Origin of the sequence: Streptomyces sp. NPDC007025 (genome assembly GCF_042869455.1) — a bacterium.
Lineage (GTDB): Bacteria > Actinomycetota > Actinomycetes > Streptomycetales > Streptomycetaceae > Streptomyces.
The window spans coordinates 248,187-261,084 of the sequence record NZ_JBIAFT010000001.1 but is presented as its reverse complement, the minus strand read 5'-3'; the positions used below and the strand labels follow the sequence as shown (position 1 = coordinate 261,084).

Annotated in this window: 10 protein-coding genes; 3 read left to right on the top strand and 7 right to left on the bottom strand. The window is 72.5% G+C overall.

The window, feature by feature from the left end; translation table 11 throughout:
* Window positions 1-201: 201 nt before the first annotated feature.
* A complete protein-coding gene (locus ACFYMO_RS00975) occupies window positions 202-1,206 on the top strand; it encodes an aminoglycoside phosphotransferase family protein (protein WP_388543388.1) in 1,005 nt (334 codons plus the stop codon).
* Window positions 1,207-1,280: 74 nt separating this feature from the next.
* Here the strand turns inward: ACFYMO_RS00975 and ACFYMO_RS00970 are convergent, their stop codons facing one another.
* The 7 genes from ACFYMO_RS00970 to ACFYMO_RS00940 all read right to left on the bottom strand — a co-directional run bounded on the left by ACFYMO_RS00970 (window position 1,281) and on the right by ACFYMO_RS00940 (window position 10,693).
* A complete protein-coding gene (locus ACFYMO_RS00970; RefSeq protein WP_388543386.1) occupies window positions 1,281-1,814 on the bottom strand; it encodes a DinB family protein in 534 nt (177 codons plus the stop codon).
* Window positions 1,811-3,835: a prolyl oligopeptidase family serine peptidase gene (locus tag ACFYMO_RS00965; protein WP_366771447.1), complete on the bottom strand. Its 2,025-nt coding sequence runs from the start codon at window positions 3,833-3,835 to the stop codon at window positions 1,811-1,813. The genes ACFYMO_RS00970 and ACFYMO_RS00965 overlap by 4 nt, the downstream gene beginning before the upstream one ends.
* A 5-nt stretch (window positions 3,836-3,840) precedes the next feature.
* A complete protein-coding gene (locus tag ACFYMO_RS00960; RefSeq protein WP_388543384.1) occupies window positions 3,841-5,319 on the bottom strand; it encodes a M20/M25/M40 family metallo-hydrolase in 1,479 nt (492 codons plus the stop codon).
* Window positions 5,312-6,145, bottom strand: a complete 834-nt coding sequence (locus tag ACFYMO_RS00955) for a M55 family metallopeptidase (RefSeq protein ID WP_366771448.1) — start codon at window positions 6,143-6,145, stop codon at window positions 5,312-5,314. The genes ACFYMO_RS00960 and ACFYMO_RS00955 overlap by 8 nt, the downstream gene beginning before the upstream one ends.
* A gap of 74 nt (window positions 6,146-6,219) precedes the next feature.
* Window positions 6,220-6,915, bottom strand: coding sequence for a hypothetical protein (locus ACFYMO_RS00950; protein WP_366771449.1), 696 nt, complete (start codon window positions 6,913-6,915; stop codon window positions 6,220-6,222).
* A gap of 251 nt (window positions 6,916-7,166) precedes the next feature.
* The gene (locus ACFYMO_RS00945; RefSeq protein WP_388543381.1) at window positions 7,167-10,001 is read right to left on the bottom strand and encodes an MFS transporter; all 2,835 of its coding nucleotides are present in this window, start codon (window positions 9,999-10,001) and stop codon (window positions 7,167-7,169) included.
* Between the two features lie 239 nt (window positions 10,002-10,240).
* Entirely contained in the window at window positions 10,241-10,693 is a 453-nt protein-coding gene (locus ACFYMO_RS00940) for an SRPBCC family protein (protein ID WP_360689786.1), read from the bottom strand.
* A 172-nt stretch (window positions 10,694-10,865) separates the two neighbouring features.
* Between ACFYMO_RS00940 and ACFYMO_RS00935 the strand changes: the two genes are divergently transcribed.
* Window positions 10,866-11,012: a hypothetical protein gene (locus tag ACFYMO_RS00935; RefSeq protein ID WP_388543379.1), complete on the top strand. Its 147-nt coding sequence runs from the start codon at window positions 10,866-10,868 to the stop codon at window positions 11,010-11,012.
* Window positions 11,009-12,619 (top strand): recombinase family protein, encoded by a 1,611-nt coding sequence (locus tag ACFYMO_RS00930; protein ID WP_388543377.1) that lies wholly within the window; start codon window positions 11,009-11,011, stop codon window positions 12,617-12,619. Before ACFYMO_RS00935 ends, ACFYMO_RS00930 begins: the two co-directional genes overlap by 4 nt.
* Window positions 12,620-12,898: the final 279 nt, after the last annotated feature.

The following is a 12,898-nucleotide window of genomic DNA, read 5'->3' as shown; positions in this document are numbered from 1 at the left end:
ACCGGAGCCGGAACCGCACCGGCAGACGCGACGGGTGCGGAGAGCTCCGCCGCGAGCGGCACGGCGCTCCGCGAAAAGCCGCTCGGCAACAGGCGGAGCACGCCCTACCGTGGTGCGGGCCCGACCGGCCACCGCCGCAGACAGCCACCCGGACGTCACAGGACCGACCTCTTCCCGCCCACCCCGCCCGAGCTCACCGCGATGAGCCGCACCGCCGACGGACACGGATGGCTGGCCCGGCTGCCGGCGCTGGTGGAGCAGCTGCGCGAGCGCTGGCAGCTGCGGCTGGCCGCACCCTTCCACGGCGGAAGCTGCTCCTGGGCGGCACCCGCCGAGCTGCCCGACGGCATCCGGGTCGTGCTCAAACTGACCTGGCCCCACCCCGAGGGCGCCGCGCTCCGGCTGTGGGGCGGGCGCGGCGCGGTACGCGCCCTCGCACAGGACGCGGCCGCCTTCGCACTGCTGCTGGAGCGGGTGGAACCCGGCGTCGAACTGGGTTGCGCCACGCATCTCCCGGCCGAGGAACGGCTGCTGGCAGCGGCGGAGGTGCTGTGCGAACTGTGGGTGGCGGACCCCGCCGCGGGGACCGCATCGGGCATGGGCCGGGTGGCCGACACGGCCGCGCACTGGGCCGACGTCGCGGAGCGGCAGGCAGCCCGCAGCTGGCCTCCGGCACTCGATGCGGGACTCTTCCGATTGGCCGCACGGCTGCTGCGGGAACTGCCCCGCTCGGCGCGCCGGGAAGTGGTGGTGCACGGGGACTTCAACCCCGGCAATCTGCTGTCCGCACGACGCTCCCCCTGGCTCGCCATTGACGCCAAACCGATGACCGGCGACCCCGCCTTCGACCCCTGGCCGCTGCTGGAACAGGTCGACGCCCCCTTCGCACACGAGGATCCGCACCGGGTGCTGCGGCACCGCACGGCGCTGCCGGCGGAGGCGCTGGGGGAAGACACCGACCGGATACGCGCCTGGTCCGTGGCGCGCCATGTCGAGTACGCCCTGTGGTCGGTGGACGAGGACGAGAACCTGGACAACAGAATCACCCTGCTGCGGCAGGCCCGGATCCTGGCCGACTGGCCGGTCTCCAGCACGGCGGCCGGCCCACGGTACGGGCGGGCCGAACCGGGGCCCGGCCGCCGCCCCGGACCGCTCCGGACGAGACGGCCGTTACGAATCGGTCCCGCTCCGGCCAGTCCGTGGTGACCGGTCCGTGCCGGTCGGCCCTCCTGGGGCGGTCCGCGCGGAGCGCTGCTCCGCGGTCCGCCCCGGGAGCGGCGCTACTCCCCCGTTCCGCTGCCCGCCAGCTCCACCACCACGTCGAGCTGCCCGACGTGGCGCGCGTACTCCTGGAGCAGGTGGAAGAGGATCCAGGCGAGCGTGGGTGCCTCCGATTCGGCGGGAAACCGACCACCGGTCGCCGCGCGCCGGTCGAGCCGCCCGGCGGCCGTGATCTGCCGGGAACGGTCGCACTGCGCTCGGTACGCCTCCAGCACCTGCTGGATGCTCGTCCCCTCGGGCACCTGCCAGCGGTCCGCGGCTTCGCCCGTGCCGTGGTCGCCCCAGGGGCGAGGTACGGGCTCGGCCATGAAGCCCCAGTTCAGCCAGCGCTGTTCGACGTGCTGGAGGTGCCGGATCAGCTCCAGCGGTGTCCAGCCCGAGGGGAGGCGGGCGGCGCGCAGCTCCTCCTCCGGGAGCTCGGCGGCCTTGCGGAGCAAGGTGCCGCGGTAGTAGTCGAGATAGCCCTCCAGCAGGTCGTGCGGATCGGCCAGGGTGGGGGCCGGCTCTCCTTCGGGCAGCGGCGGAATGCTCACGGCCGCAGCTCCACCGGGGTGATGTCCTCCCGCGTCAGTCCGAAGGTCTGGCAGTACAGCGAGAGTTCGGCCTCCACCGCGCGCACGATCGTCCCGGCCCGGCGGAAACCGTGTCCCTCGCCCTCGAAGGCGAGATAGGCGTGCGGGACTCCCCTCCCCTTGACCTGTTCCAGGAAACGCTCGCACTGCACCGGCGGGCAGATCACGTCGTCCAGCCCCTGGAGCAGCAGGAAGGGCGCCGCCGTCCGGTCCGCGTGCTGCAACGGGGAGCGCGCGCGGTACCGGCCCGGCACCTCGGCGAGCGGGCCGACCAGGGACTCCAGGTACTGGGACTCGAAGTCGTGGGTCTCGCCGGTGGCCCACCCCGTCAGGTCGAGGATGGGATAGGTGATGGTGCCGCAGGCGTACAGGCCCTCCGCGAGCGGGGAGGTGAGCGACGCGGCGCTGGTCCAGCCGCCCGCGCTGCCGCCCCGGATGGCCAGCCGCGCCGGGTCGGCCGTGCCCTCAGCTGCGAGGGTGCGGGCCACCGCGGCACAGTCCTCGACGTCGACGACGCCCCACTGCTGCCGGAGGCGGTTGCGGTACGCACGTCCGTAGCCGGTGGAGCCGCCGTAGTTGACCTCGGCCACACCGATGCCACGGGAGGTGAAGTAGGCGATCTCCAGATCGAGCACCAGGGGGGAGCGGCTGGTGGGTCCGCCGTGCACCCACACCACATAGGGCGGCAGTTCCCCCGCGGGTGCGGTGTGGTCGGGATGGTGCGGGGGGTGGAGGTGGGCGTGGACGTCGCGGCCGTCGGGCCCGGTGAAGGTGCGGCTCTGCGGCTGTGGATAGTAGGCCGGGTCAACCTGGTCCTCGTGGTGCGCGGCCACGGCGACCGTGTGGCCGGTGCGGGTGTCCAGTTCGACGATCTCGTAGGAGGTGCGGGGGCTCGCCGCGATCCCGGCGACGCGGGAGTCGACGACGGCGAGCGAGGGTGCCCACTCGGTCCACGGCCCGGCGGCGTCGACCAGTTCGCCCGTCTCCGGGTCGAGCACACCCAGCCGCTGCGCGCCCCGCCCGTGCAGCGTGGCCACGAGTCCGCCGGGCAGGGGTGCGAACCAGCGCTGCCCGATCTTCCAGGCGGCACCCGCGAACTCCTCCTCGCGCGGGCACAGCGGCACTCCCCGGGGTGCGGAGCCGTCCGTTTCGGTCGCCTCCGCATCCACCCGGCGGAGATTCCACCAGCCGCTCGCGTCGGAGGCGATCAGCAGCGTGCCGTCGGGGGCGAACTCCGCCTGCGCCACCGACTCCTCGGGGCCGCCCGCGACCGCACGCGGCTGTTCGAGGCTGCCGTCACCGCTGATCCGTGCGGTCATGACGCGGGTACCGTCCCACGGCATCGCGGGGTGGTTCCACGCCAGCCAGGCCAGGCGCTCGCCGTCCGGGGAGAGCCGTGGGCCGCTCAGGAACCGGTCGCCGTCCCCGGTCAGCTCCCGCACCCGGCCGCGGTCGGCGGCGGCCGAACCGTCCAGCGGGACGGCCGCCAGTACCCTGCGCAGTTCGGTGGGGCCCTCGCCGGTGAACTCCTCCAGTACGCACCACACCTCGCCGCGCTCGACCAGCACCACCGGGTCGCACCAGCGCAGCCCGTCCTCGGTGACGTCGGAGAGCGGGGTCAGCGGGCGGGGCGCGGCGTCGGGCGCGTCGGGCTCGACCGCGTAGAGCCGCTGGTCGGCGAAGTGTGTGAAGACGATCAGCGGCCCACCGCTGCCGCGGGCCGCACCGGCCCAGGGCAGACCGCCGTACTCGATCACCCGGTTGCGCACGTTCCAGGGTGCGGGCAGCACGCTGACGGGGGCCTGCCGTCCGTCGGCCGGCAGCCGCAGCAGAGCGCGGCGCCCGCCTTCCTCGGGACGCGGCTCGGTCCACCACAGCTCGCCGCCGACGGATCCGAGGAAGTCGGGCCGCCCGTCGTGCGCGGCCACGAGTCCGGCGTCGATCGGGGAGGGCCAGGTGCCGTAGGGGGCCTGGACGGGCATGGAAGTCAGCCTCCTGACGGGGTCGTGGCGTCCCGGCCGACGGTGCGGTCACTGCCGCCCGGGTCGCCGCCGGTGGCGGAAGTGCGGGAGGGTGCGCCGGACCGCGCTGCGATGCCGAGCAGGGTGCGGTCCAGGACGCGGATGCCGAAGTGCAGCGCCTCCACGGGCACACGTTCGTCCACGCCGTGGAACAGCGCCTGGTAGTCGAAGCCTTCGGGGAGCTTGAGCGGGGTGAAGCCGTAGCCTGCGACACCGAGCCGGGAGAACTGCTTGGCGTCGGTGCCGCCGGACATGCAGTGCGGCACCGCGTGCGCGCCCGGGTCGAAGTGCTCCAGCGCCTCGACCATGGCGGCGAACAGCGGCGTTTCCAGCGGTGCCTGGAGCGGGATCTCCCGGTGCTGGAACTCCCAGTCCACCTCGGGGCCGGTGAGCGCGTCGAGCGTGGCGTGGAACTCCTCCTCGGCGCCGGGCAGCATGCGGCCGTCCACGCGCGCGGTGGCCGTCCCCGGGATCACATTGACCTTGTAACCGGCCTCCAGCACCGTGGGGTTGGCGCTGTTGCGCACGACCGGCTCGACCAGCGCGGCGGCCGGGCCGAGTGCGTCGAGCAGCGCGTCCACCTCGGCGTCCGGCGCATCGGGGCGGAGCGGGCGCAGCCCGTGCAGTTCGGCGAGGCGGACGAGCGCCGCCCGCACGGTGGGGGTCAGCCGCACCGGCCACGCGTGCTCGCCGATGCGGTGGACGGCGGCGGCGAGCCGGCTGACGGCGTTGGCGCGGTTGACCTTGGAGCCGTGTCCCGCCCGGCCGTGGGCGGTCAGCTTGAGCCAGGCCGTTCCGCGTTCGCCGGCCGCCACGGGATAGAACCGCATTCCGGGACCGGCGTGGAAGGTGAAGGCACCGGACTCGCTGATGCCCTCGGTGCAGCCCTCGAAGAGTTCCGGATGCTCCCGCACCAGGAAGTCGGAGCCGAACTCGGCGCTGTCCTCCTCGTCCGCGGTGAAGGCCAGGACGATGTCGCGCGGCGGCCGCACCCCGGCCCGGGCCCAGGCGCGAGCCAGCGAGAGGGCCATGGCGTCGGCGTTCTTCATGTCGATGGCGCCGCGTCCCCACACCACGCCGTCGCGGATCTCTCCGGAGAAGGGGTGCACCGTCCAGTCGGCGGGCTCGGCCGGGACCACATCGAGGTGGCCGTGCAGCAGCAGCGCCCCGGCTGTCGGATCGGTGCCCTCGATCCTGGCCACCACGTTGGTCCGGCCGGACTTCTTCTCCAGCAGCCGGGGTTCGATGCCCGCGTCGGCCAGTCCGGCGGCGACGTACTCGGCGGCCGGGCGTTCGTTGCCCTCTCCCGCGCCGTGGTTGGTGGTGTCGATCCGGATCAGTTCGGAGGTCGCCCGCACCACCTCCTCGAAGACCTGCGCGTCGAGGTGGCCGCCATCCGCGGGAGCCGTCATACCGCGCTCTTCCCGTGCTGCCCGCTCAGCCATACTGCTCCTCCACTGCGGCGGAGACGACGGTCGTGACGGCCTTGAAGCAGCGGATCATGTCGTAGGCCCCGGCCGAGGTGAAGGCCACGCGGCGCTCGCCGGAGCGCTCGACACCGGGCACGACCGTGGCTGCGCCCACCAGGTGTTCGGCGTCGAACTCCAGCTCCACGGTGTGCGGTTCGGGCTCCGGTGGAACGCGCCGACCGGCCTGCGGGACGGCACGCCGGGCGGCGTCCCGGATCTCGGCCGCGGTGCGGGCCGGCGGGCGGCACACCGCGGCGTACCGCGACACGTAGTCCTTGACGGCGACGCCCAGCGCCTCGGGCGCATAGCCCTTGGCGTCCTCGACGGTGCGGTCGTCTCCGGTCACCAGCACGACGGGGACGCCGAACTCTGCCGCCACCAGGGTGTTGAGGAAGCCCTCGCCGGCCCGTACCCCGTCGGCCCACACGCCGGTCAGGGAGTTGGCGAGGTAGGTGTGGGCGAGGACGCCCTCGCTGCCGGCACCGGTGTGGTAGCCGATGTAGGCGACGCCGTCCACGTCGCCATGCTGGATGCCTTCGACCATCGACAACTCCTTGTGCCGACCGGTGATCATCTCGGCCCGCTCGTCCAGCTGTTCCAGCAGGAGGTTGCGCATCGTCCAGTGGGCCTCGTTGATGAGCACCTCGTCAGCGCCTGCCTCGAAGAAGCCCCGGACGGCGGCGTCCACGTCCGAGGTGAACATCGAGCGGCAGCGCTCCCACTGCGGGGTTCCCGGCAGGACGTCCGCCGGCCAGGTGACTCCCGTTGCGCCCTCCATGTCGGCGCTGATGAGGATCTTCATGCCCGGCACGTTACGCGGTGGCCAACCGCCAGGACACCCCTGTGGATAACTCCACTGGTCCACACCACCTGTTTTCACCCGGGCAGGCGAGGATCCTCCCCGCATCCATCGCTGACCTGCGCGTTCCACGCCACGAGCGCCGGATCGTACTGGGCGGCGGGCCGATGCACCTCCACCACGGGACAGCCCAGTTCCCGGATCCGGGAGGCCGCCGGTGCCGCCGCCGCGCGGGTCTGCCGGCCGAGGAGCCGCGGCAGCCGCGCGCCCAGTTCACTCGCCTCCGGAAACCAGCGGTGGTGGCCGAACGAGGGCACGATCCTCGTCCCCCGCAGCGCCCGCTGCCGCTGCAGCCGGGCCGTACCGGTGGCGAGGACCAGCAGCCGGACGGGCGCGGGAGCAGCCAGCGGGTAGCTCCACCACAGCACATCTGCGCGGTCCCGACCGGGCACCGGAACGCGGGCCCGTCCCGCCATGGCGGCACCGGCCCCCGTCAGATCACCGGCGCCGTCGAGCCAGTGGTGGTCGCCCGCGCGCGCGGAGGCGTTCAACGCACCCGTCACCGGCAGGATGTCGGCCGCCGGGGCGCCGAGCACGTCCTTGCGGCGGTGTCCGAACAGCGCGCTCGCGCCGCTGCCCCAGTGCACGACGGTGCCGCGCGCGCCGATGCCGACCGCCGCGAGCGGAAGGCATCCGCGGACGGCGACCAGGGTCTCCACCGCGCAGGGACCGGTCCGGCGGATCCCACGGTCAGCGTCCGGCTCGCTTCCCATGAACCAGTCCTCTCTTCCGGCGGCCGGTCCCGCCACGCCGGGCAGCCTTCACCACCGTAGAGCCGGACGGGAACGGCAGGAGGGGCAACGCCCGAACGGGGGACGCGACGGGGGGCGCGGTCGGCGCGTCGGCCGCACCGCCGGAAGCCCCCGGCGCGCCGGGAAGCCGCGCCGGGGCCCGCCCGGCGCCCGGTCGGGCCGGGCTGTCCGGTCGGCCCGGACAGCCCGGACAGCCCGGACAGCCCGGACCGTCAGTCTTCGTGGCCCAGTTGCAGGTCGCGTTCGGTGCGCCCGCCGCCTGCGATCTGCAGCACGGTCGCGACCGGCGGATAGCCCGCGGCCACCACCGTGTACTCGCCCGAGGCCAGGTCGACGAAGCGGAAGATGCCGTCGGTGCCGGTCGTCGCGGTGTCGACGACGTTTCCGGCGGCATCCAGCAGGGTGACCCGCGCATCCTCCACGGGTCGCCCGCCGGAGGCCCGGACGGTGCCGCGCAGCACGGCGCCACCGGCGAGTTCGACGTCCTGCCGGGTCTCGCGGGACGCCTGCACGGAGACCGGGAGGGCGGCGGGGCGGTAGACGGGAGCGCTGGCCGCCAGCGTGTACTCGCCGGCGACGAGTTCGGAGATGACGTAGCCGCCCTCCCGGCTGCTGCGGGTGGTGGCGACGACCTCGCCGCGCACGTCGGTGAGGGTGACGATGGCGTCCTTGACGGGGTTGCCGTCGGCGGTCAGCACACTGCCCGCCAGCCGGCCCGCCCCGCCGAGTACCACATCGAGGTCGACGGGCCGTTCGCCCACGCTGACGCTGACCGCACGCGGCTGGTGCCCGCCCGCCGACGCGATCAGCACGTAGGAGCCCTCGCCAGGAGTGCTCAGCGCGTACCGCCCGTCGTCGCCGGTGGCCCCCCGCCCGATCTGCCGCCCGGCGGTGTCCACCAGGGTGAGCGCCGCGCGGGGTACCGCGGTTCCGTCGTGGTGCCGCACGGCGCCGCAGACCGGAACACCGGCGGCGTAGGGCGCGGGCTGCGGCTGCGGCTGCGGCGTGGCGGCGTCGGGCGCGGGCGCTGCGGGTGCTTCGGCGCTGCGGGCCGGAGGCACGGACGTGTGCTGGGACACCAGTGGTTTCTCCTTGAGGAAGAGGGACAGTGCCAGCCCGAGGACGAGCACCGGAACGAGGTAGAGGAAGATCCGCGGCATCGCTTCCGCGTACGCCTCGACGTAGCCGTCGCGCAGCGGTGCGGGCAGTGCGCGCACGAGTTGCGGGGTCAGGGAGTCGGGGTCGGGCAACTCGCCCTGGTCGCCGGGGAGCTTCCGGGCGAGCGCGTCCGCGAGCCGGTGCGCGAGCAGGGTGCCGAACAGGGCCGCCCCGATGCTGCCGCCGATCTGCCGGAAGTAGTTGTTGGCGCTGGTGGCCGCGCCGATGTCGGTGGCGCGCACCGAGTTCTGCACGGCCAGCACGAGCACCGGCAGCACGAAGCCGATCCCCAGGCCGAGGATGCCCGACCAGATGCCGAACATCTGGCGCGAGGTGTCCGCGTCCAGTTTGGAGAGCAGCCACATCCCTTCGGCGGAGAGCGCGCAGCCCAGCACGGGGAAGATCTTGTAGTGCCCGGTGCGGGTGATGAGCTGGCCGGCGAGCAGGGAGGAGACGACGACCCCGGACATCAGCGGCAGCATCAGCAGCCCAGAGGTGGTGGCACTGACGCCCTCGACCATCTGCAGGAAGCTGGGCAGATAGCTGGCGGCGCCGAAGAGCGCGATGCCGATGGCCGCGCCCACCAGACCGGTGACGTTGAAGACGGAGTCCCGGAACAGCCGCAGCGGAAGCACGGGTTCCGGTGCGTAGTGCTCGGCGACGAGGAAGAGCCCGCCGCTGACCAGGGCACCGGCGGCCAGGCCGAGGATGACGCCGTCGCCCCAGTCGTAGGTCGTGCCGCCCCAACTGGTGAGCAGGACCAGACAGGTGGAGAAGACCGCCATCAGCAGCGCGCCGAGGATGTCGAGCCGGGGCCGCACCCGGGGCCTGGGCAGGGTGAGGGCGAGCGAGGTCACCAGGAGGGTGAGCAGGCCCACCGGTACGTTGAACCAGAAGCACCAGCGCCAGGACAGGTCGTCGGTGAACCAGCCGCCCAGCAGCGGCCCGGCCACCGAGGCGAGCCCGAAGGCGGCGCCGATCAGGCCCATGTAGCGGCCGCGGTCGCGGGCCGGTACGACGTCCGCGATGATCGCCTGCACCCCGATCATCAGTCCGCCGGCTCCGGTGCCCTGCACGGCGCGGTAGACGATCAGCTCCTCCATGGAACCGGACCACCCGGCGAGGGCGGAGCCGACGGTGAAGACGCCGATGGCGAAGAGGAAGAGGCCCTTGCGGCCGAAGAGGTCGCCGAGCTTGCCGTAGACGGGCAGCACGATGGTCGCGGCCAGAAGGTAGGCGGTGACGGCCCAGGACATCCGGCGCAGGCCGTCGAGTTCGCCGACGATCTTGGGAAGGGCGGTGGCCACGATGGTCTGTTCGAGCGCGGCTAGCAGCATGGCCAGCATCAGCGCGCCGAAGACGAGGCGGAGTCGGCGCGCTGACAGCGGCGCCTGCGGCGGGCCGCCGTCCGGCGCCGCGGTCTCCTGCGCGGCGGCGCCCTGTGCGGCGTCCTGGGGCCCGCTCCACGCTGCGGCATCCTGCGGAGTTTCCTGCGGGATCCGCTCCGCCGGGTACGGCGCCCGGGGGCCGGCCAGGTCGACGCCGGGCGTGCCGGGGCCGGCGGCCGGCGCGAACCGGGCCGCGCCGGACCCCACCGCCCCGGGCCCCGGGGCGACGGAGCCCGTCGATCCGCACTCCACCGCTCCGGTCGGCGCCGCGGCGGTAGCTGCCGGCGCGGCGCCGGGAGTCGTCAGCGGGCCAGCGGGTCCCGGCGCGGGCGCCGGCATCGGCGTCGCCGCCGCCGGGGCCTCCGGCCGGCCGGGCAGTTCCACGGTGACCTCGACCGCGGCCGGAGCCGCGGCGGCCACGGGCCCGGGATGAAGTCCCCTGCCGGTTACGGGGTTTCCGTCACCCCTGGTGTCGAGGGTCGCCCCGCCGGTACCGCCCATCCCACTCCCCTTGCCGCTGCTTCTGGGGGAGTATTTCTCGCATTGCACGACAAGCGCGTTCAAGCACGGTTCAGGTGCGCGCCGTGGGACGGATGGGACTCAATTCAGTTGCCCGGGGCGCCTGTCGGGCTGCCGATCAGGGGTTTTCCCTGCGGCGGTCCGCCGCCTGCGGCAGCGGCGCCCCCACCGGAAACCACCCGATCCAGTGAGGGCGCGCCGCGCGTGCCCGGACGCGGAGGTCAGCCGCCCTGCTCCGTCCTGGCGGCCAGCCGCTGGAGGACGTCGTCGTAGATGCGGGCCAGCCCCTTGGGCGCGAAGGTCCGCTCGAAGAAGCCGCCGATGCCGCCCGCGCCGTTCCAGACCGTGGTCACCGTGACCCGGGCGGTCTTCTCCCCGCTGCCGGGGGTCACCCGCCAGGTGGTCACCATCGAGGAGTTGCGGTCGGTCTCCACCAACTCCCCGTCGGCCGGCTCGGTGACGTCGAGCAGGCAGTCCCGGACGCGCTTGCTGGTCGCCTGGAGCTTCCAGTGCACGAGCGTGCCCTCGCCGTCGCCGCCCTCCCGGACCTCGTACTCGCTGAAGGGGGCGGGGAGCAGTTCGGCCCGGGTCCCGCTGTAGTCGGCGAGCGCGTCGAACACCTCGTCGGGTCCGGCCGCGATCTCCCGCTGCGTGGTCGCTTCGACCTGCGCCATGACTCCTCCTGTGACTGGACGGCCTGTGATCGGGGTGGCCAGCCAATCACCCCAGGGTCGGCTCCCCAAATCGAGCTTGACACTTTCTACACGAACGCGTGTTCTATTCTGAGACCGCGGAGAGCGACAGTGGAGCAAGAAGGACGCGACACCACCACCGAGGAGGCCGCGCATGCGCTGGGACGAGCTCAAGGACACCGACGAGCACAGCCGGGACGCGGCACCCGTCCTCTTCGGCGCTTCCGCCGTCACGCGCCGCACCTTCGACACGTCGGAACCCTCACCAGACCCGTATGAGGCCGCTACACTGGCCGGGTGACGAAACCCAGAAAGCGCGCCAGCCTGTATGCACGTCTCTCCGTCGCTGCCGACGCTGAGAACCTGTCCCTGGACGGCATGATCGAGGACATGCGGGCCCTCTGCGCCCGTGAAGGCTTCGAAGAAGTCGCGCTCCACGTAGATGATGGTAAGTCCGGCGGGTACCGGGACCGGGACGAGTTCACGGCCTGGCTGGACGACGCACGAACGGGACGCTGCGACGTCCTGATCAATCCAGTCACTGACCGACTCACCCGTGAGGGCCTGAACGTCGCTGCCGCCATCCTGGACGTGGTCGAAGGGAAGGACCCCACCACCGGCCGCCGCTCGCACAACCCTGTGCGCCTACTCGACACTGCTGGCCTGGACAGCCTTCACGGCGACGCGTTCAGGTTCAGGTTCGTCATTCAGGCGGAGGTCGGCCGGGCGGAGCGTGAGCGCATCCGGGAACGCTCCAGGAACCGGTCCAGGCGACTCCGGCGCGCGGGACGCTGGGGAGGCGGAACGGCGCCGTTCGGGTACAGGCCGGTCCCGAACCCGGAGACGGACGACGAAGGCAGCCCCAGAGGGTGGGTCCTGGAGATCGACCCGGAGGAGGCCCGGCACATCCGAGAGGCGGCGGAGGCACTCCTGAAGCCGGAGCCGGACCCGCTGAACCGCATCGCGCGACGCCTGAACCACGCTGGCGTCAAGCCACGGCGCGCGGACCAGTGGTGCCGCCGGAGCCTGGTGAAACTCCTCACCAGCGGTGTAGTCATGGGCCAGGTAGAGGAGAACGGACGGCCTGTCCGCGACGAAGACGGGAACATCCTCACGCCGTGGCCACCGATCCTGACGACCTCCCAGGTAGCCGCCATTCGCGGACACCTCAACCGGCCGGACCGGCAGATGTACAAAGGTGGCCGCCAACCGGCGCGACTCCTGTCCGCCCTCCTGACATGCTCTGGGTGCGGGTCGTTGCTGACTGTGGACAGGAAGATGTCACGGTCCGCGAACCCCCGGCCGATCGTGTTCTATCGCTGCCCAACGGGTAACCAGGGGCGGATCTGTCCGACCCAGGTCAGTATCAGCGCTGTACCCCTGGAGGAGCACGTGACCGGCCTGTACCTGTCCGCCGTTGGCCACATGCCCATGTACAGGGAGCGGACAGTGGTGTCCGCGACTGAGGACCTGGCCACCGTGGAGGCGGACATCAGAGACACGCTGTCCGACCTGGCCACGTCGGCGGACGCGGACACCTTCGCACGCCTCCAGAAGCTCCAGGCCCGTAAGGAGGAGCTGTCCGGACAGGAGCCGGACAGGCGGACAGAGCTGGTGGCCACCGGACAAACCATGGCGGAGTACTGGGAAGGAGCCATGGTTGACGACCGGCGGGAGTTGCTGGACCAGGCGTTCGAGGAGCTGGAGATCAGCCCCGGACAGCGGGGAAGGAAGGGCCTTCAGGTGGAGCGTCTGCGGTACCGCTGGCGAGAGACTGACGCACCGGTCATGTCCGCCCAGGAGGCCAGAGAGCACGCGTCGGGTATGACGTTGACGGAGGCCGTGGAGCGTGTCCGTGTCATGGAGGCGAACGGTATCGACACGTCATGGCTGACACCGGGGCTGTAGCGGGGGCGGCCTCCGGCCGAACAGCGGACGAGTCCTCTATTTTTGTTTCGTCCCGGATACAAAATAGTTCTACATCTTTCAGCCCTCTACGGCCTTACCCCAGGTCCTGGGACTGAACAGCCTTTCCGTCCCCCACCTGAAGGAGAGGTCCTCACCTGATCAAGGGCGTCCCGGCCGCCTGATCGAGAGGACCTCTCCCGTGGTCGACTACGAACCGAACTGCCTCCACTGCGGTACGCCCCTTGAGGGTCGCCAGCAACGCACATGCTCCCCTCGCTG

Excerpts from the sequence above, each read along its gene's own strand:
- ACFYMO_RS00950 (WP_366771449.1), bottom strand. The coding sequence starts at position 6,915 with ATGGGAAGCGAGCCGGACGCTGACCGTGGGATCCGCCGGACCGGTCCC.
- ACFYMO_RS00960 (WP_388543384.1), bottom strand. The coding sequence starts at position 5,319 with ATGGCTGAGCGGGCAGCACGGGAAGAGCGCGGTATGACGGCTCCCGCG.
- ACFYMO_RS00940 (WP_360689786.1), bottom strand. The coding sequence starts at position 10,693 with ATGGCGCAGGTCGAAGCGACCACGCAGCGGGAGATCGCGGCCGGACCC.
- ACFYMO_RS00965 (WP_366771447.1), bottom strand. The coding sequence starts at position 3,835 with ATGCCCGTCCAGGCCCCCTACGGCACCTGGCCCTCCCCGATCGACGCC.
- ACFYMO_RS00935 (WP_388543379.1), top strand. The coding sequence starts at position 10,866 with ATGCGCTGGGACGAGCTCAAGGACACCGACGAGCACAGCCGGGACGCG.
- ACFYMO_RS00945 (WP_388543381.1), bottom strand. The coding sequence starts at position 10,001 with ATGGGCGGTACCGGCGGGGCGACCCTCGACACCAGGGGTGACGGAAAC.
- ACFYMO_RS00975 (WP_388543388.1), top strand. The coding sequence starts at position 202 with ATGAGCCGCACCGCCGACGGACACGGATGGCTGGCCCGGCTGCCGGCG.
- ACFYMO_RS00955 (WP_366771448.1), bottom strand. The coding sequence starts at position 6,145 with ATGAAGATCCTCATCAGCGCCGACATGGAGGGCGCAACGGGAGTCACC.